Source organism: Microbacterium sp. LjRoot205, from assembly GCF_056175745.1.
In genome coordinates, this window is sequence record NZ_JBGFFH010000001.1 from 384,362 (window position 1) to 405,210 (window position 20,849).

Genomic DNA, 20,849 nt, shown 5'->3' on the forward strand with positions numbered 1-20,849 from the left:
TCACGTCACGAGAACAGGAAGGAGAGCACCACACCCACGACGATCGCGACGCCGACGTAGACGAGGTTCGGCAGCTGGAACGAGTGGTCGAAGACGAACTTGCCCATCTTCGTCGTGCCGGTCTGGTCGAACGCCACGGTCGCGACCTGGCTGCCGTTGGCCGGCAGCGTGTAGATGCCCATGGTCGACGGCCAGAGCCCCACCAGCAGCGGCGCAGGCAGCCCGATCGTGATGCCGATCGGGACGATCGCGTTGGTCGCACTGGATTGGCTCGTGGTCAGCATCGCGACGGCGAACAGGGCGAGCGCGAAGAGCAGCGCGCCGAGAAACGCCGACGATCCCGAGACCACCGAGCCGAGGCCATCGACGATGAGCGTCTGGTTCGCCGCGACGAACGTGTTGGCGAGCCAGGCGATGCCGAACAGGGCGATCGCACCGACGATACCGGCGGGGAACGTCGGCTGCTTCGGCACGTCTGCGGCCTTGACCTTGCAGAACACGAAGATGAGAGCGGCGATGATGCCCATCACCACCTCGATGATGACGGTCACGCTCAGACGAACGGGGTCGCCGGCGTCATCCGTGCCGATCACCGGGCGCAGCCCCTCGAAGAGCCCGAACAGCACGATGACGCCGACGCCGATCAGGAACAGCGCGGCCGACAGCACGGCGGTGCGCGGCAGCTTCGTGTCGTGCGCGTCCACCACCGGTGGCTAGATCTGGTGACTCTCGAGACGGCGCTGGAATTCGGCGTCGACCTCGAGGTCTTTCCCGTGCCGCATCATCACGAGTGCGGCGACGAAGAGACCGGCGATCGACGCCGGCCACATGATCAGCAGCAGCCCACCGAGGTCGACGCCCTGGGGCGCCAGCAGCACGACCATCGAGGCCGTCGCGGCGGAGACGGGGGAGCAGAGGATGCCGACCTGCGAGGCCACGGCCGATACCGACAGCGCGCGCTCCGGTCGGATCTTCTGCTGGTACGACACGTCGTAGATCACCGGGAGCAACGGGTAGAAGATGTTCCCCGTGCCCGCTCCGACCGTGAAGAGGAACGACATCGCCGGTGCGAGGAAGACGACCGACTTGGGTTTGCGCCTGATCACCTTGGCGGCGACCGAGACCATCCAGTCGATGCCTCCCGCGGCCTGCATGGTGGATGCGGCGGTGATCACCGTGATGACGATGAAGACCGCATCCACCGGGGCGTTGCCCGGGGCCTCTCCGAAGACGAAGATGAGCACGGCCACACCGACGAGACCCCACACTCCCAGACCGATCCCGCTGGTGCGGGTGCCCATGTAGATCGCGAGGATGACGACGATCAGTTGGGCGATGAGGATCCACACGTTGTCGTTCATGTCGACGGCCCCTTCGTGATGGGGCCCGAGCCGGTGAGGATCTCGGTGGCCAGCTCCGTCTCGACGATCTTGCCGTCGATGGCTTCGACGCGCAGGGCGAGCGCGTTCTCGACCGGGCTGATCGCGGTCACGAACTCGGAGTTCTCGAAGTGCAGTGACTGCAGGTTGCCGACCGCGTATCCCGTGGCGAGCTCGCCGCTCAGCAGCGATGCGTGGAACAGCGGGCGGCGCTGATCCTCGGCGTCGTAGTGCGGGCAGAAGCTGCCGTGCAGGAATCCGAGCCCTTCGGGGAGCACCTGCAGCGTGGGTCCGTAGCTGTCGGTCGTGCCGCCCTCGAACCAGCAGATGCCGCCGGCGCTGCCTCCGGTGAAGACGACGTTCGAGTCGGGGTCCTCCCACATCTCGCGCATGATCTCGTCGAGGCCCTGCCGCTTCCACACGTCGAGCATGTTCGCCGTGTTGCCGCCGCCGACGTGGATGACGTCGAATCCCTTCACGAAGCCCGCGAGGTCGTCGACCGAGCGGTGGAAGAGCGGCAGGTGATGCGGCGCGCAGCGGTCGGAGTCATACGTCGAGTAGAAACTCACGATGTAGGCCGCGTCGTCACCGGTCGCGGTGCCGACGAACAGCACGCGCGGTCTCTTCTTTCGAGTGAGCCCGAGGATGTAGTCGTGCGTCGGATCGTTCCGGCGCTCCATCATCGCCTTGCCTGCACCTGTTGCCACTACATGAGACACAGCGTCCCCCCTTCATCGCTCCCCCGCGGTACGACTTCGGATGCGGTTCAAGATACTGGTATACGAATCGATGCACCAGTGCATCTTGCGGGTCGAGTCGCGAGGGGCGGGCGAGCGGCGGGTGGTCGAAAAAGCAGCGCTGTCAAGGCTGGGGGATGCGTTTTCGACCACCCACCGAGTGGCGGATGCGCGTGTGACCACCCACCACGGGGTGGGCGGAGTCGGCTCAGGCGTTGAGGCGCGCCATCGCGACCTGCGCCTCGAGCAGCGGCAGGGTGCGGTCGCGGTCGTGCGGCGGGCAGATGTCGAGCGCGTTCGCGAGCTCGAGCGCCAGTGCGGCATGACCCGCGGCGTTCGGGTGGAACGGGTCGCCCATCAGCCCCCACGGCACACCGCCGTTGCCGAGCTCGGTGAAACGGGCGTGCTGGTCGACGAGGATCACGTCCTCCGATGCGGCGACCTCGCGCACGGCATCCGCGAACTCGATGATCCGCTCGCGCCCGGGTGCGTTCGCCACGTCGATCGACGGCGGGGTCTGCAGCACCGGAACAGCGCCGGACGCGCGCACTCGCGAGACGAACTCGCGCAGCGAGGCGGCGAACGCGGCGGGCTCGACGGTGACCTGACCGGGGCCGGTCGCCATGTCGTTCGTGCCGATCATGAGGGTGACGATGTCCGGCTGCCAGGACGCGACGCGGCGATCCCAGTCGTCCAGGATGTCGGTGATTCGGTGCCCGCTGATCGCGGTGTTGATGACGGCGTCACGGGTGCGCGCGAGTTCGCCGCGGATCAGCTCGTGCAGATGCTCGGCATAGCTGCGACCGCCCTGCGTGTGGACGAGTCCGTGGGTGATCGAGTCGCCGGTGATGACCCAGTTCAGCGGATCGGGGCCGACGAGCGACGCCGCGATGCGGCTGAGGTCGGATGCGGCGGAGGCGGGGGCGTCTGCATTCGGCACGCACACGAGCCTAGCGGCGGCGACGTGGAAGACTGGTCTCATGGCCTCGTCACTGCTCGACCACCTTCTCGCCCGCATCGTCGACAGCGGCCTTCTCGATGATCCGGTCGCCGAGAACGGTCTCGTCTACGGCCGCGCGACCATCGATGCCGCCGGCGCGGTGGTGACGGTCAACGTCGATCCCGAGCTGGAGGACGACGAGGAGACACTCGACGACGACGCGCTGCTCGAGGCGATCACGCGCATCCTGTCGGTGTCCGAGACGCGGTGGCGTGCGGTGATCGACGAGGTCGCCGACGACATCGACGAGGCTGTCGACGACGAGCCGGTGCTCGAGCAGATCGACCTGCGCGACGATCTCGAGGCCACCTCCGTGGTGGTGTTCGCCGACGCGGTGCTGATCGCCTTCGACGCGCCGAAGCAGTTCCCTGACTCGCGGATCCTCGTGCAGCTCGACGACGACCTCGACGTCGCCAACATCGAGGTGCGCGATCGCGCCGAGGTCGAGACCGTCGAGGTCGACGACATCGACGACCTGCTCGACCGGCTCAGCGGCGACGACCGCTGAGCCCGCCCGGCCTCACAACCACTTCTTGTACTTGAACACCCCATAGAGGGCGACCGCGAAGGCGGCCATCGCTCCGATCGCCATCGGGTATCCGTGTGCCCAGTGCAGCTCGGGCATGACCTCGAAGTTCATGCCGTAGACCGTGCCGACGAGCGTGGGCGCGAAGATGATCGCCGCCCACGAGGAGATCTTCTTGATCTCGTCGTTCTGGGCCAGCCCCGCCTCGGTCTGCCGTCGTGCGACGAGAGCGGAATGCACCGTGAGGGCGTTTTCGAGGATCGCCCGGAACGAGTCGACGCGCTCATTGACGCGGATGACGTGGTCGAGCACATCGCGCAGCGACCGCTGCAGCTCCTCGTCGATGCGGTACTTCTCCGAGCCGCGGCGGAGCCACTCCAGCATCCCGGCGAGCGGGTGCACCGCACGCTGGAAGTTGATGACCTCGCGCGAGAGCTCGTAGATGCGCCGGGACAGGGCGTCGTCATCGCTGTCGCCGAAGAGCTGGTCCTCGATCTCGTCGATGTCGTTGAGCAGCCCGGTGACGATCGGCTCGTAGCCGTCGACGACCTCGTCGAGGATCGCGTAGAACACCGCCTCCGGTCCCATCGCGAGCAGCTCGGGGTGCGCCTCCATGCGGCGGCGGACGGCCGCGAGGTCGGGCGACTCCGCGTGCCGGATCGTCACCACGAAGTCGGGGCCGACGAACAGGTGCAGCTCGCCGAACTCGATCGACTCCTGCTCGTCGCGGTAGCGAGCGGGGCGCAGCACGGCGAAGAGCGTGTCGCCGTAGCGCTCGACCTTCGATCGCTGGTGGCCCGAGAGCGCGTCTTCGACGGCGAGCGGATGCAGGTCGAATTCGCGCGCGACCGAGGCGACCTCGAGGGGGCTCGGTCGATACAGGCCGATCCACGCGATGCCGCCGTGGGCGTCGAGCGACCGGTAGGTCTCGTCGAGGTTCTTCGGGGTCTCCACGCGGCGTCCGTGCACGTACACGCCGTTGTCGATGAGGGCCATGGCTGGCTCCGTTCTCGCAGGCGCACGCCGGATCAGAGAGGGCGTGCGCAGAATTCGTCAGGGGGCGGAAGACGCCGCCGACGGCTGCGAAGCAGGACGTGCAGGTGCGGAGCCGAAGCTCAACGCACGGATGCCGTCAGACGCGACGCAACGGGGGCGGCGTCGCAACTATCACCGGACATCGCCATCACCGCCTCTTGCGCTCTGAACGGGTCACGTGACCCGACTCGCCAGCATACTCCTGCCGTCTGGGAGAGGTCTCCGCGGTCCTGGGCTGCCTGCCGGAACGTGCGGGATGCCGGGCTCGGCGCCGGCGCTCGTGTCAGCTCGCGCTGATGCCGACGAGTTCGGCGCTCTTCTGCCACAGCGCCTCGGCGAGTGCGGCATCCTCGATGCGCGGATTCACGCGACGTGTCAGCACCCGCTCGTCGTAGTACTCGCCCGAGATCCAGGTTTCGTCGGGCGTTCCCTCGACGAACCAGCTCAGCGTGCTGCCGCCCTTCTCGCTGCTGATCAGCAGCAGACGCTTGAGCGGGGTGCGGTAGACGAACCGCATGAGCGTGTTCGAGTCCGAGGCGAAGTTCGTCTGCACGGTGCCGGGGTGAAAGGCGACCGAGCTCAGGCCCTCGCCGTGGAACTTGGTGTGCAGACTCTTCGTGAACAGCACGTTGGCGAGCTTCGCGTCGCCATAGGCCCTGTTCGCGCTGAAATTCTTGCGATTGTCGAGGTCGTCGATGTCCAGCCGCGCGAACAGGCGGTGCGCGACGCTCGACGTGTTGATGATCGACGCGCGGCCGATGCGCAGCTGGGGCAGCAGCAGGTTCGTCAGCAGGAACGGCGCCAGGTGGTTCACCTGCAGGGTCTTCTCGAAGCCGTCGACCGTCGGGGTCTGATCGCCGAAGATGCCACCGGCGTTGTTCGCGAGCACGTCGATCCCGCCGTCGCCCACGGTGCCGGCGATCTTCGTCGCGAGCTCGCGCACGTCGTCGAGCCTGGCGAAGTCGGCGGTGAACCACTCGGCACCGGTGTCGGCGGCGACTGCCCGCGTCTTCTCGACAGAGCGGCCGACGAGGATGAGTCGGTGACCGGATGCGGTGAGCTGGCGCGCTGCGGCTGCGCCGATGCCGTCGGATGCTCCGGTGAGCACGACCGTCTTCGGGGTCACGAGGCCACCTTCTGTGCATGCCCGGCGGTCGCATCCGCATCCGCAGTGCGGCGGCTGCGCGCGACGTAGACGGTGTTCGAGGAGGTGCCGCCCGTGACGGCGTTCGCGAAGTCGACCACGTGGGCGACCGCATCATCGAACACGCTGTGCATCAGGCCCATGAAGTCCTCGTCGGGCGGATCGTCCGACCACAGGGCGAAGACGCCGGCGGCGGCGAGGTGCCGGTCGAGCGCACGCAGGCCGTCCGCGGTGTAGAGGTCGGCGTGCGTGGGGTCGAGTCGGTGGCGCGGCGAGTGGTCGACGTCCAGCAGTATCGCGGAGTATCCGGGGTGGTCTTCACGGGGTGCTGCCCGGACCAGGGCGAAGAAGTCGTCTTCGACCAGACTGGTGCGCGGGTCATCGACGAGCTCTGCCGACACGGGCAGCAGGCGGCGCTGGTGCCAGCTGATCACAGCCCCGAGCCGATCGACCACGGTGAGCGAAGCCACGCGCTCGTCTCGCAGTGCGGCGACCGCGGTGTATCCGAGCCCGAGCCCTCCGACGAGGACCGAGAGACCGTCGCCGCCGACAGCGGCCAGACCCAGGTTCGACAGCTCCTCCTCGGCCACCGTGAACAGGCTCGACATGAGATATTCGTCGCCGAGCCTGACCTCGTAGATCTCCTGGCCGACTGCAGGCTCGGTGCGTCGGCGCAGCGTCAGCTCGCCGATCGGGGTCTTCTGCCAGTCGAGCTCTTCGAATCGGGTGATCACTGCGGGGTCTCCCGGTCGTCGTCCGCGCTCGGCTGCGCGGGCTCGGCTGTTCTGGTTCGGGGCGGGGGTGTCTTCGTCGCGGAGGGCAGGACGATCCTGTCGGGCTCTGGAGCAGGCGAGGCGGCTGCCGTCGCGTGCTCGGGCAGCTCACGGGCCACCTGCTTCTCGAGCACCTGCACGGCCTCGTCGCTCAGCAGGATCAGCCCTTCCAGTTCGTCGCGCACGCGGCGGTAGGCGACGTTGCGTTCTGCCTGTGTCGCGGATTCGTCGACCGCGACCTTGAGCAGCTGCTGCGCACGGTCCAGACGTTTGCGCTCGGGTTCGGTGAAGGTCGAGTCGCGCAGCCTGCGGGCATCCTTCTCGGCGATCTCGAATGCCACGGCATACGCGCCCACCGCGTCGAGGTACTCCGAGACCTGCCGCTCGGTCACGGTCGAGTCGGCAGACGGCGGGCGCAGCGCATCCGCCGTCTTCTTGGCCCGCAGGAAGGCGGCGACCAGCGGCTGGCGGCCGTCGCTCATGGCGGGGAAGGCGATGAGCTTCGCGACGTCGAGCTCGTAGTCGAGCCAGCGGGCGGTGATCTCGTCGTGCTCGGAGAAGAGACGCTCGAGCAGGGTGTTCGGCGTGACCGATGCCGTGGTGTCGACGACGGCCGGGCCGATGCGCTTCGCACGGCCGTTGCGCGCCTCGAGTTGGGCGGTCTTGATCTCGGCCTTGAGGCGCAGAGTCTCGATGCGTCGTTCGTGGCGGCGCTTCGCGCTGCGCTCCCACGCCTTCGCGGCACCTCCGGCCATGCCGAGGATCGGGAAGGCGAGCCACCAGTAGTTGCCCGCAAAGATCCAGAAGCCCCGGATGAACTCGTCCATGATGTCCTCAGCCTACTTCTCGGGCTTCGCGGCGTCGCCCGCGGTTCCGCCTTCTCGCCCATCTGTTTTACGTAATTACGAACTTTTGATAGGTTCGAACCATGGAACCCGACGACCAGAGCACGATCGAGCGCCGACTGGCCGACCTCGAGCACGAGGTCGCACGGCTGTCCGCACTCGCTGCTCACGCCTCCGCACCCGCTGACGGTGCGGAATCGGGTGCGGAGCCGCAGGCGGCGGATGCTGCGCCCGAGCCGACCGGCGCCGACGATCCGCTCTGGTTCGTGAACGAGCTCGGACGCCGTGCGCCCGGCGCGGTGATGATGGCCGGTGCGGTCGAGACGCAGGCGGGGCCGGTGCGCTGGCAGTACGGCCTGCACGCCGAAGGGCTGCTCGCGCACGACTGGAGCGATCTCGCCCGTCCGCTCGAAGCCCTGGGGCACCCGGCGCGCATCGAGCTCGTGCGGCAGGTGATGCGCGGAGCGCACACGACGGCCGAGCTGCTGCAGCTCGAGCACCTCGCCTCGTCGGGCCAGCTCTACCACCACCTGCGGCAGCTCGTCACTGCGGGGTGGCTCGTCTCGCCGCGCCGCGGGCACTACGAGGTGCCGGCCGCCCGCGTGGTGCCCCTTCTCGTCCTGACCATGATCGCTTCGAGCTGAGGAGCCCACCGTGACCACCCCCTCGATCCCGTCCCCAGACCTGCAGGACCGCCAGAGCGCAGCGGATGCCCCGCGCCGCCGCCCCACGCGAGCGATCCTCGCCGTGATCGGCGTCGCTGCGGTCGTCGGCGTCGCACTCGGTGCGGCGATCGGTCCGCAGCAGCAGACGGTCAGCGCGTCGACCGCAGGCGATGAGGCGCTCGCCGACCGCATCCGCTCGCTTCCCGGCAGTCTCGACAGCTTCCGGGCGCTCTCGGTCGCTGAGATCGGCCCGGACGGAGCGGTCTTCGCCGGGCTCGGCGACGCCGACCCGTCATACACTGGAGCCCCGACCGCCGACACGGTGTTCGAGCTCGGATCCATCACCAAGACCTTCACCGGCGCACTCTTCGCCGACGCGATCGAGCGCGGAGAGGTCAGCGCCGACGATCAGCTCGCCGAACATCTTCCCGACCTCGAGGGCACGGCCGCCGGCGAGGTGACGCTCGCGTCGTTGTCGCAGCACTCGTCGGGGCTGCCCGGACTCGGCGCCACGGCGGAGGCGGAGGCACTGAGCGGCGTCCTCCTCAACGAGAACCCCTACGCGACCACGACGACCGAGCAGCTGATCGCCGACGCCGCAGTCGCCCCGGTCGACCCCGATCAGGGGTCGGTCTATTCGAACTTCGCCGTCTCGCTGCTCGGAACGGCGCTGGTCGAGGCAGCGGATGCCGACGACTACGCGGCCCTGCTGAGGGAGCGCATCACGGAACCGCTCGGCATGGACGACACGGTCGTCACGGCGACGGCCGACGAGGTGCCGGCTGATGCCGTGCCCGGATTCCTGATCAACGGCGTCCCCGCTCCTCGGTGGTGGGGAGAGGGCTACCTGCCCGCCGGCGCGTCGACGTTCACCACCGCGGCAGACCTCGCGCTGTGGGCGCAGGCCAACCTCGACGGCACCGCCCCAGGCTCAGCAGCCCTCGACCCGACCGCGCCCATGGGAGAGGGGGCTGAGATCGGATGGGGATGGATCACGTCGGCATCGTTCGACGGCGACGGCCTGCAGACCTGGCACAACGGCGGAACCGGGGGATTCCGCACCATGCTCACCCTCAATCGGGAGGCCGGCACCGCCTTCCTCGCGCTGTCGAACACCGTGGCCCCGGCCGACTACATCGCCATGTCGTATGTGTCGGGCGCGCCGATTCCCGCGGTCGACAGCGCATCCGTCGGCCTCGCGTGGGGCATCTTCGGGCTCGCACTGCTGTTGAGCCTGGTCGCCCTGATCCGCGCGTTCCGCGTGAAGGCGCTGCTGCCGTCGATCGGCGACCTGATCTGGGCGGCCTTCGGCCTCCTGCTGCTCTGGCACAGCGGACCGTGGTTCTCCGTCGGCGGCTGGGTATGGGGCATCGCGTTCGCGCCGGCGCTCGCCGCGATCGGCATCCTCGTCCTCCGTGGGTCGCGGGCTCGCCTGCCCTTCCTCCCTCGCCGGCGGGCGTGGTACTGGTGGGCGGTCGCCGTGCTCGGAGCGGTGCTCACCGTGGGCGTCACGTTCCTCTGGTGACCCGGTGACCTGGTGAACTGGTGACCTGGTGTCGGGCGTCGCGGCGCGCTCAGTCGTCGAGCGACGACGGCTGAGCCGCCCGCGATGACACGTCGTCAGGTCGGCAAGAGCTCCGGCTCAGAGGCCGAGCTTCTCGGCACAGGCGACGCAGTGCGTCGCGAACGGGCGGACCTCGAGGCGAGCCTGCGGAATCGGGCGGCCGCAGTTCGCGCAGATTCCGTAGGTGCCGGCATCCCACCGAGCGATCGCATCGTCGACCTGCGCGAGTTCGGATGCCGCCGCCTCGGCGAGCCCCGTCAGCCGTGACCACTCCGACGAGAGCGTGACGCCCTCGGGGTCGTGCTCGTCGTCGTCGTTCGACCCCTCCCGGTCGTGCATCAGCTCGGCGAGGGTGGCCCCGGTCGCTGCGACCCGCTCTGCCGCCCGGGCGCGCAGCTGCTCGAGGCGAGCACGGACGTCAGGGGTCATCCGCACACTCTAGGCCCGGTCACCGACATCCGTGCCCGCGAGCACCGACACCAGCCGTTCACTCAGCGTTCCGTTTCGAGTACGGCGGTCTCGTAATTCCCTGTCACCTTCGCGAGTTGGAATACTCCTGTTCTCGGAATTCGGGAACGCCTCCTCCCGAAAGGTCATCATGCGCCGCCTCACCCTGCCCGCCGTCGGCCTCCTCGGCCTCGCCGCCCTCGCCCTGACCGGCTGCCAGAGCCCGACCGCCGAAGCGGCTCCCGCCGACCCGAACGCTCCCATCACGATCGCGACGCTTCCCGTCGGCGACGACCCCACCGCTGAGAACCCGATCGAGGTCTTCGCCGAACTCCTCGAAGAGTCCACCGGCCGCGATGTCGAGATCACCGATGTGCCCGACTACCTGAGCGTGGTCGAGGCGATCCGCGCCGACCACGTCGACATCGGCATCATGAGCGGTTTCCCCTCGGCGCTCGCCGTCAACACGGGCGAGGTCGACGCACTCGTCGCCTTCCAGGGAGACGGCAAGCCCGTCTCGACCTGCGTCGTGCTGAACGATTCGCCGATCGAGACTGTCGAAGACCTCGAGGGCAAGACCGTCGCCTTCGCCGACCAGGCGTCGAGCTCGGGCTACTTCATGCCGGTGCACATGCTGCACGAGGCAGGGCTCGAGCAGGGGACCGACTACGAGGCGATCTTCGCGGGCGGCCACGAGGGCAGTTTCGCGGCGCTGCAGCAGGGGCAGGTCGATGCCGCGTGCACCGCTGTCATGCTCACCGAGCTGGGCGCCCCGATGTTCCCCTTCGCCGACGGCGAGTGGCGCGCGGTGGGCGAGAGCCCGGCCATGGACATCCAGGGCGCGGTGCTCGGACGTCAGTCGCTCGACGACGAGACGCGCAAGCTCATCCAGGACGGCATCGCCGAGGTCTTCTCCCCCGAGAACGCCGAAGCTCTCGGAGCCTACGGTGCCTTCGCCGCGGCCGAGCAGACGGTCGACCCCGACGGCTCGTCGTTCGAGTCGTTCGCCGAGATCGCGGCGGTCGCCGGTGTCGAGCTCAAGGACCTGAAATGACGAGTGCGAGCGTTTCGTCTCGCTCCGCTCGCTCAACGAGCAAAGAAGTCCTGGTCGTTGAGCGAGGAGCGGAGCGACGAGACGAAACGTCCGCCCCCGGCCGCACGCCCACGGCCGAAGTCCGGCAGGCGCTCCCGCTCGTGTCGGTGCGCGACCTCAGCGTCGCGTATGACGCCACCACGGTGCTCGACGGCGTGGACCTCGACCTGTTCCCCGGTGAGATGGTCGCGCTTCTCGGCGCCTCGGGTTCGGGCAAATCGACCCTCATGCGCAGCCTCACCGGGTTCGCCCCGATCTCTGCGGGGTCGGTCAGGGTCGCCGGCCATGACGTCACCAACCTCGCGCGCGGCGAGCTGCGCACGCTGCGTTCGGATGTCGGCCAGGTGTTCCAGCAGTTCAACCTGATCCCGCGGCTCAGCGTCATGACGAACGTGCTCACCGGAGCGCTGCACGGCGCCGGCGCGATCAATCTGGTGGGCGGCTTCTCGACCGCGCATCGCCGCCGCGCGCTCGAACTGCTCGACCGCGTCGGCATCGCTCACAAGGCCACTGCCCCTGCGCGGTCGCTCTCGGGCGGCCAGCAGCAGCGCGTGGCGATCGCCAGGGCGCTCATGCAGCAGCCCAAGGTGATCCTCGCTGACGAGCCGGTCGCATCGCTCGACCCCAAGCTCGCCGATTCGGTGCTCGAACTGCTGCGCGAGATCGCCACCGAAGACGGCATCCCGGTGCTCGTCAGCCTGCATGTGCTGCCGCTCGCCCTCGCGCACAGCGACCGCATCATCGGCCTGCGGCACGGACGGATGCTGGTCGCGGGCGCCACATCGCAGCTGGATGCCGCGGCACTCGCGCCGCTCTACGACGACGAGGAGCACGACGATGACGCTCACCACTGATCCCCGTTCGACGGATGGCCCGGCGGGCCGCTCGACGGATGGCCCAGGCGGCAAGGCCGACCGGCCGTCCACGCGCCCGACCCTGGATGCCGGGGAGCGCTCGCGCCTGGAGCGCGCGTTCCGCATCCCGCGGGCTCGCTTCCTGATCGGCCTGCCGATCGCCGCGCTGCTGCTGATCTGGTCGTTCAACGGCGCCGAGTTCAACTTCATCAGACTGGGTGACGGCGCCATCAACATGGGCGAGTTCCTCTCCCGGCTGTTCCCGCCGGACTTCTCGAAGATCGGCACCATCCTCGCGCTGCTGCTCGAGACGTTCCAGATGGCTGTCGTCGGCACGGTGCTCGGCGCCGTGCTGTCGCTGCTCGCCGCGTTCGGCGCATCGTCGAACATCGCGCCGAAGTGGGTCTACTACCCGACGAGATGGGTGATGAACATCATCCGCTCGGTGCCCGATCTCGTGTTCGCGCTCATGTTCGTCTCGGCCGTCGGACTCGGCCCGTTCGCCGGCATCCTGGCCATGACCCTCGGATCGATCGGATCGATCGGCAAGATCTTCGCCGAGGCCATGGAGCAGGTCGACCGCGGACCGGTCGTCGCGATGGAGGCCGTCGGCGCCTCGAAGCGGCAGGTCATCCAATACGGCATCCTGCCGCAGTCCGCACCGCTGCTGACCTCGTACACGCTGCTGCTGTTCGAAGGCAACGTGCGAGGCGCGACCATCCTGGGTCTCGTCGGCGCCGGTGGCATCGGCCTCGAGCTGACCACCGCGATGCGCATGTACGACTACGGACACCTCAGCGCCATCATCATCTGCATCATCGTGCTCGTCACGGCGATCGACCAGGGCAGCGCCCTCATCCGAAGGAGAATCACATGACCATCGCCGACATCGACCTGGTGCTCAGCGCCCCCGTCAACCTGCGCGATCTCGGCGGCATTCCGATCGACGGCGGCGTGCTGCGCGAGGGCCTCGCCATTCGCACCGACGACCTCGCCTACGTGACGACCCACGTCGCCGCACAGCTCGTCGCCGCAGGGCTCACCGCGATCATCGACCTGCGCTCGCCGCTGGAGGTCTCGGTCACCGGTCGCGGCCCTCTCGCCGAGTACCCCGTGGCCTACCACCACCTGCCGTTGATCGCGGATGTCGGAGAGTCGATGAACCGGGATGCCCCCGGGCTCACCCATGACGCGATGGGGCGGATGTACCTGCGCATGGTCGAGGTCGCCGCACCGCAGCTGGTCACGGCGTTGAACGTCATCGCGCACACTCCGGGAACCGCGGCGTTCCACTGCGCGGCCGGGCGCGATCGCACCGGTGTGGTCGCGGCGATGCTGCTGCTCGCTCTCGGTGCGGCGGATGACGACATCGTCGCCGACTATGCCCTCACCGGCGGCAACATGGTCGCGATCATGCAGCGCACTGCTCCCGTGATGGGCGCGATGTGGAAGGCGCTCGGGTTCGACGCGGGTGCCGCCGGGGCCAGCGCGGCGCTGCTCGAAGGCTCGATGGAGGTGTCGATGCGCACCCTGCTCGACACGCTCCGCGAGCAGCACGGCGATGCTCTCGCACCGCTGCGAGCGGCCGGGCTGTCGGACGCGACGATCACGCGTCTTCGCGAGCGGGCGCTGGTGTGATCACGGCTGTGGCACGGGATGCTGTCGGGGCTGCGGTTCGCCGCCGCCCCGGCCGTCCGCGTGATGAGGACATCGATGGGCAGATCGTCGCCGCGACGCTCGAGATCATCGACGCGGGGGAGGAGGTGACTGTCAGCCGCGTGGTGGCGCGGAGCGGGGTGAGTCGGGCGGCGCTGTACCGCCGATGGCCGTCGCTCACGACGTTGATCGCGGCCGCGCTCGACGTCGGGCGCATGGTGCCGCCGGAGTATCCGGACGATGTCGATCTTCGCGATGCGCTGTTCGACGGGCTCGGGCTCGGCGAGAGCGGAGTGGCTCTGTCGGTTGCGGCATCCGGGTATGCGGAGGAGCGGTTCCGTCAGCGCATCCGGCTCGTGATGTCGGACCGTGCACTGCAGAAGGCGTACTGGCAGTCGCATGTGTCGCGAAGGCGGGTGCCGCTGCTGAACGCGCTGCGCGCAGGGATCGCGCGCGGTGAGCTGCGCCCGGATCTCGACGTCGACGCGTGCTTCGATGCGATCGCCGGCACCGCGTACTACCAGATCGTCGTGCGCGGCGACCGGATGGACGACCCTGCAGTCGCCGCCCGTCTGAGGGCTGCCGTCGAGGTGATCTGGCGCGGGATGGTGGTCTGACCCGGTGTGCGGGTCGCCGAGGTCATCCGGCTGGGGATCGCACGCCGGGTGGCGAGAAAAGTGACTACTCCAGCCACTCCGTGATGAACCGATCGCTCGAATGGATGTGGGTGGCCTCATAGGTGCCGCCGTCGAGCACCTCGAAACGGTGGCTGACGAGCGCCGGGACGACCAGCACCTGTCCTCCGGATCCGACGACCTGCTCGTCGCCCACGGTGAAGAGCGCGCGGCCGCGGTGGATCACGAAGGTCTCGACGTACGGATGCCGGTGGAGTCGCGGCCCGCTGCCGAGGGTCGAGGTGAACTCGCGGATGATGCTGACGGGTGAGCCGATCAGGTGGCCCTCGATGTTCGCGTCGAGGGCCACGTCGACGGGTGCGATGGCCATGGTGCCTCCTTGCTGGCCGAGGCTACCCACGCTCGAGCGTCCGCGGAAGAGGCGGCGTGCTGTTGCCGCCTCATCCGGGTTCCGGGATGCGTGACGTCAGCGCGCTTCTGCGTCGTCTGCGGCAGCGACGACCTGAACCGTGTCGGTCCGCACGCCGGGGTGGTCGCGCTCGAGCGCTGCACCTTCCATGTCGACGTTGGGGAGGATGCGGTCGAGCCACCGCGGCAGCCACCAGGCCGAACGGCCGAGCAGGTGCATGAGCGCGGGCATGAGCAGCATCCGCACGACGAAGGCGTCGAGCAGCACACCGAAGGCGAGGCCGAAGCCGATCGAGCGGATGATCGTCGACTCCGAGAAGATGAACCCGCCGAAGACCGAGACCATGATGAGTGCCGCGGCGACGACGACCGAGCGTCCGGCTCGGAAGCCCTGGGCCACCGCATCCCGGGCTGAGGCGCCGTGCACATACGCCTCGCGCATGCCCGAGGCGAGGAACAGCTGGTAGTCCATCGCGAGCCCGAACAGGATGCCGACGAGGATCACCGGCAGGAAGCTCAGGATCGGACCGGTGCTGTGCAGACCGATGATCTCGGCGCCCCAGCCCCACTGGAACACGGCGACGATCAGGCCGTAGGTCGCGAAGAGCGAGAGCACGAAGCCTCCGGTCGCGATGATGGGCACGAGCAGCGAGCGGAACACGACGATCATGATGAGCAGCGAGAGCCCGACGACGACCACGAGGTAGAGCGGCAGCACGCCGGCCAGCGCCTCGGAGATGTCGATGTTGGTGGCCGCCTGGCCGGCGACTCCGAGAGTGATGCCGCCGTCGAGCTGCGGCAGTGCGCGGATGTCCTGCACGAGCTTCTCTGTGGAGGCGCTGTTCGGGCCCTCTGCGGGGAGCACCTGGAACGCGAGCAGCGTGTTGTCGTCGGACGTCGCGATCGGGGCGACGCCGACGACGTCGTCCTGGTCGGAGAGAGTCTGGGCGATCTCGACCTGCGTGGCGAGCAGGTCGTCGTCGCTGACCGCGTCGTCGAGAGTGGCGGTGACGAGCAGCGGACCGTTCGCCCCCTCGCCGAACTGCTCGTCGACGATGTGGAACGCGCGGTAGCTGGTCGAGTCGGAGGGCTCGCTCGCACCGTCGGGCAGGCCGAGGCGCATCGACATCGACGGGATCGCGACGATCAGCAGCGCGATGACGCTGACGAGCACGGTGACGATCGCACGCAGCGTCGACATCTGCTTCACGGGCTTGCCCGCGGCATGCGGCTGCCCGATCGTGGCGCGGGCCCTGCCGCTGAGCAGGCGAGTGCCGACGAGTCCGAGGATCGCGGGGGCGAGCGTGATCGCGACGAGCACGGCGACCGCGACGCAGACTGCGCCGACCGTGCCCATGAGGCCGAGGAACGGCACGCCCGTCACGTTGAGGGCGAGCAGAGCGACGATGACCGTGGTGCCGGCGAATACGACGGCGGTTCCCGAGGTGCCGGTGGCGAGGCCGATGGACTCCCTCACCGGCACGCCGTTCAGTAGCTGCTTGCGGTGCCGGTTCACGATGAAGAGCGAGTAGTCGATGCCGACCGCGAGGCCCAGCATCACACCGAGCACCGGGGTGACGGATGCCATGTCGACGACGCCCGAGAAGGCGAGGGATGCGGTCACGCCGACACCCACGCCGACGACTGCCGTGACGATCGGCAGGGCCGCGCCGATGAGCGTGCCGAGCATCACGATCAGCACGACCGCAGCGAATGCGAGGCCGATCGCCTCTCCGACGCCGAAGATCTCGGGGACCCCCTGCGCGATGTCGGTGCCGAAGTTCACCTCGACGCCATCGATCGGGGAGGAGTCGAAGTGCTCGATCGTGCCCTGCTTGACCTCTTCGGAGAGTTCGAGGCGGGGGTCTTCGAACGAGACGTTGACGATCGCGGTCGAGCCGTCTTCGGATACGACGCCGATGCCGTTCGTGAGATCGAGGAGCGTGGATCCGAGGTCGACCTTCTCGGCGTTGGCGTCGAGCTCGTCGCGCGACTCGTCGATCGTCTTCTGCTGGGCGTCGAGCTCGGTGAGCTGGCCGTTGAGGGCGGCGATCTGAGCGTCTAACGCCGCGAGCTGCTCGGCGGGAGCACCGCCCGCCTCGGCCTGTGATCGAGCGGTGGTGAGCTGTTCGAGACCCGCATCGAGCTGGGTGCGTCCGTCATCGAGCTGGGTCTGACCGGCATCCAGCTGGGCGCGGCCGCCGTCGATCTGGTCCTTGCCGTCAGCGAGGTCCTGCGCCTGCACGGCCTGCTGCTGCTGAGCGTCGAACGGATCGATCACGGATGCGACGCCGTCGAGATCCTCGGCGCTCGACGCGAGATCCGAGATCTCCTGCTTCTGCTGTTCGGTGAAGGCCGATCCGTCGGTCGTCTGGTAGACCACGGTTCCCGTGCCGCCGGCGGTGTCGGGCAGCTTCTCGGCGAGCTGGTCGGTCACGGCACCCGAGGCAGTGCCGGGGATGTCGAAGCTGTTGCTCAGTGTGCCCCCGAGGGTGAGGAACGCGCCGACACCCAGACCGAGGATGACGACCCACGAGACGATCACCGTCCACGCCTTGCGTGCAGCGAACGAACCCAGGCGGTACAGCAGTGCAGCCACAACGATCTCCTTCAGACGGATAGATCATACGGGGCGTCTCGTCTAGTGTTCTGTGGTTATCCTGAACGTGTGGTGAACGAGCATCGAAGCGGACCCGTGCGCAGCACTGCTGCCCGTGAAGCGATCCTCGACGCGACCTCTCGTCTGTTCCACAACCAAGGGTACGACCGGCTCACGATCGAAGGCATCGCGAAAGAGGCCGGCGTCGGCAAACAGACCATCTATCGCTGGTGGCCGTCACGCGGAGCCCTCATCGGCGAATGCCTCGCGGAAGGTCGGCTCATCCCCGTCGACTTCGTCGTTCCCGACACCGGAGACCTCGCCGCCGATGTCGAGACCTGGCTGCGCAGCGTGCTGTCGATCCTCGAGGCGCCCGAGGGAGGCGCTCTTCTGCGCTCGCTCGTCGCCGCGGCGACGGAGGACGCCGGAGTCGGAGCGCACCTCGGCGACAGCCTCGGGGTCGAGAAGTACCTCACCGAACGCCTCCGAGGTGGCATCCGCGACGGGCAGCTCGCTGAGGAGGCGCCTGTCGAGCAGCTCGGACGAGCGATCCTCGGCGCGATCATCGTCGAATCGCTGGGGCGCGAGCACCACGACCCTGATTCGATCGTGCGGCTGACCCGCTTCTTCTTCTCGCGGTAGTCGTCCGGCTCACCGAGCCACCGCCGTCCGGCCACCCGTCTGCGCATCCAGACCCGATCGATGCCCGTACGCGAACGACGTCGCATCCGCTCCTCGCCTCGGCCGGGCGGCCTTCGTCGCCATCTCGTCGACTGCTTCGTCGACCCGACTCCGACGGGAGACGAGCACGAGGCGCGAAGGAGCACGCGACCCGCCCCGGCACCCGAAGGAGGAGGACCCGAACTCAGCCGAGCAGCAGCGTGATGACGGTCGCGCCGCCGCCGCCGAGGATGAGCGCGATGATGACGCTCCAGGCGACGATGCGCAGGCGGCGATTGCGCTTCTCGCCCAGGTCGCCGTAGTCCTCGCTCAGGCCGTCGCCGCTCATGCGCTGACCGGCTCGCTGACGGTCGGGCCGAAGGCGGCGGGCAGGGTTGCCTGCGAGCGCTCGCGGATCTCGGCGACGGGAACCGTGAAGACGTCCTGCACCTCGAGCTTCGCGCCCTCGGAGTCGGTCACGCCGATGCGCATCACGGGGTAGTCGCGGCCCTCGCAGAGCCCACGGAACTTCACGTCGTCCTCACGCGGGACAGTCACGATGACGCGACCGGTCGACTCGGAGAACAGTGCGGTCGCAGCATCCACTCCGTCGCGCTCGATGATCTCGTTGAGCCAGACGCGGGCGCCGACGCCGAAGCGCGAGACGCCCTCGGCGAGGGCCTGAGCGAGGCCACCCTCCGACACGTCGTGCGCCGACGAGATCAGCCACTCGTCGCGTGCCGCGCCGAGCAGACCTGCGAGGCGCTTCTCGCCCGCGAGGTCGACCTTCGGGGGCAGTCCGCCGAGGTGCTGGTGCACGGTCTCGGCCCACGCAGAACCCGACAGCTCGGTCGAGGTCGTGCCGAGCAGGTAGATGTTCTGGCCCTCGTCCTGCCATCCCGAGGGGATGCGGCGCGAGACGTCGTCGATGATGCCGAGCACGCCGACGAGCGGGGTCGGGTGGATCGGCACGTCGCCGGTCTGGTTGTAGAACGAGACGTTGCCGCCGGTGACCGGGGTGCCGAGCTCGTAGCATCCGTCGGCGAGACCGTCGACGGTCTGCCCGAACTGCCACATGACCTCGGGGTTCTCGGGAGAGCCGAAGTTCAGGCAGTCGGTGATCGCGGTGGGCACGGCGCCGGTGACGGCGACGTTGCGGTACGCCTCGGCCAGGGCCAGCTGCGCACCTGCATACGGGTCGAGCTGGCAGTAGCGGCCGTTCGCGTCGGTCGAGATCGCGAAGCCGAGACCCGACTCCTCGTCGACGCGGATCATGCCGGCGTCATCGGGGAACGAGAGGGCCGTGTTGCCGAGCACGTAGTAGTCGTACTGGTTGGTGATCCAGCGGGTGTCGGCCAGGTTCGGCGAGGCGACCAGGTCGAGGAACTGCTCGCGCAGCACCTCGGGGTCGTTCGAGCGGGGCAGGTTCTCGGCGGCATCCGCCTGCAGTGCGTCGATCCACGTCGGGTACGCGACCGGGCGGTCGTAGACCGGGCCGTCGACCGCGACGGTCGAGGGGTCGACGTCGACGATGCGCTCGCCCTGCCAGTCGATGATGAGTCGGCCGTCTCCGGTGACCTCGCCCAGCACCGAGGTCTCGACGTCCCACTTCTGCACGACCGCGAGGAACGCGTCGAGCTTCTCGGGGGCGACGATCGCCATCATGCGCTCCTGCGACTCCGACATGAGGATCTCCTCAGCCGTGAGCGAGGGGTCGCGCAGCAGGACGTTGTCGAGCGAGACCTTCATGCCGCTGTTGCCGTTGGCCGCGAGCTCGCTGGTCGCGCACGAGATTCCCGCGGCGCCGAGGTCTTGGATCGCCTCGACGAGCTCGTCGCGGTAGAGCTCGAGGCAGCACTCGATGAGCACCTTCTCGGCGAACGGGTCGCCCACCTGCACCGCGGGGCGCTTGGTGGGTCCGGTGCTGTCGAACGAGTCGGATGCCAGGATGCTGGCGCCGCCGATGCCGTCGCCACCCGTGCGGGCGCCGAACAGCACGACCTTGTTGCCGACGCCCGTGGCATTGGCGAGCTTGAGGTCTTCGTGGCGAAGGACGCCGACCGCGAGCGCGTTGACGAGCGGGTTGGCCTGGTAGACGGAGTCGAAGACCGTCTCGCCGCCGATGTTCGGAAGGCCCAGGCAGTTGCCGTAGAAGCTGATGCCGCTGGTCACGCCGTGCACGACGCGGGCGGTGTCGGGGTGGTCGATCGCGCCGAAACGCAGGGCGTCCATGATCGCGACCGGGCGCGCGCCCATCGAGATGATGTCGCGGACGATGCCGCCGACGCCGGTGGCCGCACCCTGGAACGGCTCGATGAACGAGGGGTGGTTGTGCGACTCGGCCTTGAATGTGACGGCCCAGCCCTCGCCGACGTCGATGACGCCCGCGTTCTGGCCCATGCCCACCATCAGGCGTTCCTTCATCTCGTCTGAGACCTTCTGGCCGAAACGGCGCAGGTAGTTCTTCGAGGACTTGTAGGAGCAGTGCTCCGACCACATCACGGAGTACATGGCCAGCTCACCGGAGGTGGGGCGGCGGCCCAGGATCTCCCTGATGCGGGCGTACTCGTCGTCCTTGAGGCCCAGCGCTGCGTAGGGCTGTTGCTTCTCCGGAGTCGCGGCTGCGTTCTCGACGGAGTCGGGGACGTGCTTGTGGGCAGGTGCAGGGGCGGTGGTCACGCGCACTCCTAGATGAGGGGCCGGCGGGGCATGGCCAGTCTACCGGGGGATGCTGTGGCCGATCGCCCGGGCGGAGGAGCATGACGAGTGGGTGGTCGAAAAGGCATCCTGAACCGGGTGCGTGGTCGAAAAGGCATCCGAATCAACGCT

20 protein-coding genes and 1 pseudogene are annotated in these 20,849 nt (G+C 68.5%); 9 read left to right on the forward strand and 12 right to left on the reverse strand.

Going from position 1 to position 20,849, the window contains the following annotated elements:
- Positions 1 to 5 precede the first annotated feature (5 nt).
- From AC04ME_RS01970 to AC04ME_RS01980, 3 genes and pseudogenes are all read right to left on the reverse strand, one after another.
- Positions 6 to 1,361: pseudogene (locus AC04ME_RS01970) on the reverse strand (anaerobic C4-dicarboxylate transporter family protein).
- Positions 1,358 to 2,086: a Type 1 glutamine amidotransferase-like domain-containing protein gene (locus tag AC04ME_RS01975; protein WP_228385621.1), complete on the reverse strand. Its 729-nt coding sequence runs from the start codon at positions 2,084 to 2,086 to the stop codon at positions 1,358 to 1,360. Before AC04ME_RS01975 ends, AC04ME_RS01970 begins: the two are co-directional and overlap by 4 nt.
- 238 nt (positions 2,087 to 2,324) lie before the next feature.
- Complete coding sequence (locus AC04ME_RS01980; RefSeq protein ID WP_079113861.1) at positions 2,325 to 3,056, reverse strand: SGNH/GDSL hydrolase family protein; 732 nt, start codon at positions 3,054 to 3,056, stop codon at positions 2,325 to 2,327.
- A 40-nt stretch (positions 3,057 to 3,096) separates the two neighbouring features.
- On the opposite strand from AC04ME_RS01980, the gene AC04ME_RS01985 reads away from it, so the two are divergent.
- Complete coding sequence (locus tag AC04ME_RS01985) at positions 3,097 to 3,624, forward strand: cytochrome C5 (protein ID WP_475433301.1); 528 nt, start codon at positions 3,097 to 3,099, stop codon at positions 3,622 to 3,624.
- A gap of 12 nt (positions 3,625 to 3,636) precedes the next feature.
- Here AC04ME_RS01985 and AC04ME_RS01990 read toward each other — a convergent pair whose 3' ends face one another.
- From AC04ME_RS01990 to AC04ME_RS02005, 4 genes are all read right to left on the reverse strand, one after another.
- Positions 3,637 to 4,638, reverse strand: coding sequence for a magnesium and cobalt transport protein CorA (locus AC04ME_RS01990; protein ID WP_079111971.1), 1,002 nt, complete (start codon positions 4,636 to 4,638; stop codon positions 3,637 to 3,639).
- 322 nt (positions 4,639 to 4,960) lie between these two features.
- Positions 4,961 to 5,803, reverse strand: a complete 843-nt coding sequence (locus AC04ME_RS01995; protein WP_475433303.1) for an SDR family NAD(P)-dependent oxidoreductase — start codon at positions 5,801 to 5,803, stop codon at positions 4,961 to 4,963.
- Positions 5,800 to 6,555 carry a polyamine aminopropyltransferase gene (locus tag AC04ME_RS02000; RefSeq protein WP_475433305.1) on the reverse strand — a complete coding sequence of 252 codons (756 nt, stop codon included), beginning with the start codon at positions 6,553 to 6,555 and terminating at the stop codon, positions 5,800 to 5,802. Before AC04ME_RS02000 ends, AC04ME_RS01995 begins: the two co-directional genes overlap by 4 nt.
- Complete coding sequence (locus AC04ME_RS02005) at positions 6,552 to 7,421, reverse strand: hypothetical protein (RefSeq protein ID WP_475433307.1); 870 nt, start codon at positions 7,419 to 7,421, stop codon at positions 6,552 to 6,554. The genes AC04ME_RS02000 and AC04ME_RS02005 overlap by 4 nt, the downstream gene beginning before the upstream one ends.
- Positions 7,422 to 7,522: 101 nt before the next feature.
- On the opposite strand from AC04ME_RS02005, the gene AC04ME_RS02010 reads away from it, so the two are divergent.
- Positions 7,523 to 8,083, forward strand: a complete 561-nt coding sequence (locus tag AC04ME_RS02010) for an ArsR/SmtB family transcription factor (RefSeq protein WP_475433309.1) — start codon at positions 7,523 to 7,525, stop codon at positions 8,081 to 8,083.
- A gap of 343 nt (positions 8,084 to 8,426) precedes the next feature.
- The gene (locus AC04ME_RS02015; protein WP_475433985.1) at positions 8,427 to 9,629 is read left to right on the forward strand and encodes a serine hydrolase domain-containing protein; all 1,203 of its coding nucleotides are present in this window, start codon (positions 8,427 to 8,429) and stop codon (positions 9,627 to 9,629) included.
- Positions 9,630 to 9,746: 117 nt separating this feature from the next.
- Here the strand turns inward: AC04ME_RS02015 and AC04ME_RS02020 are convergent, their stop codons facing one another.
- Complete coding sequence (locus AC04ME_RS02020) at positions 9,747 to 10,097, reverse strand: TraR/DksA family transcriptional regulator (RefSeq protein ID WP_309692843.1); 351 nt, start codon at positions 10,095 to 10,097, stop codon at positions 9,747 to 9,749.
- A gap of 169 nt (positions 10,098 to 10,266) precedes the next feature.
- On the opposite strand from AC04ME_RS02020, the gene phnD reads away from it, so the two are divergent.
- The 5 genes from phnD to AC04ME_RS02045 all read left to right on the forward strand — a co-directional run bounded on the left by phnD (position 10,267) and on the right by AC04ME_RS02045 (position 14,335).
- Positions 10,267 to 11,169 (forward strand): phosphate/phosphite/phosphonate ABC transporter substrate-binding protein, encoded by a 903-nt coding sequence (phnD, locus tag AC04ME_RS02025; protein WP_475433312.1) that lies wholly within the window; start codon positions 10,267 to 10,269, stop codon positions 11,167 to 11,169.
- 140 nt (positions 11,170 to 11,309) lie between these two features.
- Entirely contained in the window at positions 11,310 to 12,062 is a 753-nt protein-coding gene (gene phnC / locus AC04ME_RS02030; protein WP_311877642.1) for a phosphonate ABC transporter ATP-binding protein, read from the forward strand.
- A complete protein-coding gene (phnE, locus tag AC04ME_RS02035; protein WP_475433314.1) occupies positions 12,046 to 12,939 on the forward strand; it encodes a phosphonate ABC transporter, permease protein PhnE in 894 nt (297 codons plus the stop codon). Before phnC ends, phnE begins: the two co-directional genes overlap by 17 nt.
- Entirely contained in the window at positions 12,936 to 13,700 is a 765-nt protein-coding gene (locus tag AC04ME_RS02040) for a tyrosine-protein phosphatase (RefSeq protein WP_475433316.1), read from the forward strand. The genes phnE and AC04ME_RS02040 overlap by 4 nt, the downstream gene beginning before the upstream one ends.
- Positions 13,701 to 13,708: 8 nt before the next feature.
- The gene (locus AC04ME_RS02045) at positions 13,709 to 14,335 is read left to right on the forward strand and encodes a TetR/AcrR family transcriptional regulator (protein ID WP_475433318.1); all 627 of its coding nucleotides are present in this window, start codon (positions 13,709 to 13,711) and stop codon (positions 14,333 to 14,335) included.
- A gap of 64 nt (positions 14,336 to 14,399) precedes the next feature.
- On the opposite strand, the gene AC04ME_RS02050 is transcribed toward AC04ME_RS02045, so the two are convergent.
- Positions 14,400 to 14,723, reverse strand: coding sequence for a cupin domain-containing protein (locus AC04ME_RS02050; protein WP_153302115.1), 324 nt, complete (start codon positions 14,721 to 14,723; stop codon positions 14,400 to 14,402).
- Between the two features lie 96 nt (positions 14,724 to 14,819).
- Complete coding sequence (locus tag AC04ME_RS02055) at positions 14,820 to 17,360, reverse strand: MMPL family transporter (RefSeq protein ID WP_475433321.1); 2,541 nt, start codon at positions 17,358 to 17,360, stop codon at positions 14,820 to 14,822.
- Positions 17,361 to 17,432: 72 nt separating this feature from the next.
- Between AC04ME_RS02055 and AC04ME_RS02060 the strand changes: the two genes are divergently transcribed.
- On the forward strand, positions 17,433 to 18,002 hold the full coding sequence (locus AC04ME_RS02060) for a TetR/AcrR family transcriptional regulator (RefSeq protein ID WP_231567518.1): 570 nt from the start codon (positions 17,433 to 17,435) through the stop codon (positions 18,000 to 18,002).
- Between the two features lie 223 nt (positions 18,003 to 18,225).
- On the opposite strand, the gene AC04ME_RS02065 is transcribed toward AC04ME_RS02060, so the two are convergent.
- Together AC04ME_RS02065 and purL are read right to left on the reverse strand one after the other, a co-directional pair.
- Positions 18,226 to 18,369, reverse strand: a complete 144-nt coding sequence (locus AC04ME_RS02065; protein WP_164481679.1) for a hypothetical protein — start codon at positions 18,367 to 18,369, stop codon at positions 18,226 to 18,228.
- A complete protein-coding gene (gene purL, locus AC04ME_RS02070; RefSeq protein ID WP_475433323.1) occupies positions 18,366 to 20,699 on the reverse strand; it encodes a phosphoribosylformylglycinamidine synthase subunit PurL in 2,334 nt (777 codons plus the stop codon). Before purL ends, AC04ME_RS02065 begins: the two co-directional genes overlap by 4 nt.
- Positions 20,700 to 20,849: the final 150 nt, after the last annotated feature.

Bases quoted from the DNA above. Each gene is read 5' to 3' on its own strand.
- AC04ME_RS02020 (WP_309692843.1), bottom strand. From the start codon at position 10,097: ATGACCCCTGACGTCCGTGCTCGCCTCGAGCAGCTGCGCGCCCGGGCG.
- AC04ME_RS02040 (WP_475433316.1), top strand. From the start codon at position 12,936: ATGACCATCGCCGACATCGACCTGGTGCTCAGCGCCCCCGTCAACCTG.
- AC04ME_RS02005 (WP_475433307.1), bottom strand. From the start codon at position 7,421: ATGGACGAGTTCATCCGGGGCTTCTGGATCTTTGCGGGCAACTACTGG.
- AC04ME_RS01985 (WP_475433301.1), top strand. From the start codon at position 3,097: ATGGCCTCGTCACTGCTCGACCACCTTCTCGCCCGCATCGTCGACAGC.
- AC04ME_RS02065 (WP_164481679.1), bottom strand. From the start codon at position 18,369: ATGAGCGGCGACGGCCTGAGCGAGGACTACGGCGACCTGGGCGAGAAG.
- phnD (WP_475433312.1), top strand. From the start codon at position 10,267: ATGCGCCGCCTCACCCTGCCCGCCGTCGGCCTCCTCGGCCTCGCCGCC.
- AC04ME_RS01990 (WP_079111971.1), bottom strand. From the start codon at position 4,638: ATGGCCCTCATCGACAACGGCGTGTACGTGCACGGACGCCGCGTGGAG.
- AC04ME_RS02050 (WP_153302115.1), bottom strand. From the start codon at position 14,723: ATGGCCATCGCACCCGTCGACGTGGCCCTCGACGCGAACATCGAGGGC.
- phnE (WP_475433314.1), top strand. From the start codon at position 12,046: ATGACGCTCACCACTGATCCCCGTTCGACGGATGGCCCGGCGGGCCGC.
- AC04ME_RS02010 (WP_475433309.1), top strand. From the start codon at position 7,523: ATGGAACCCGACGACCAGAGCACGATCGAGCGCCGACTGGCCGACCTC.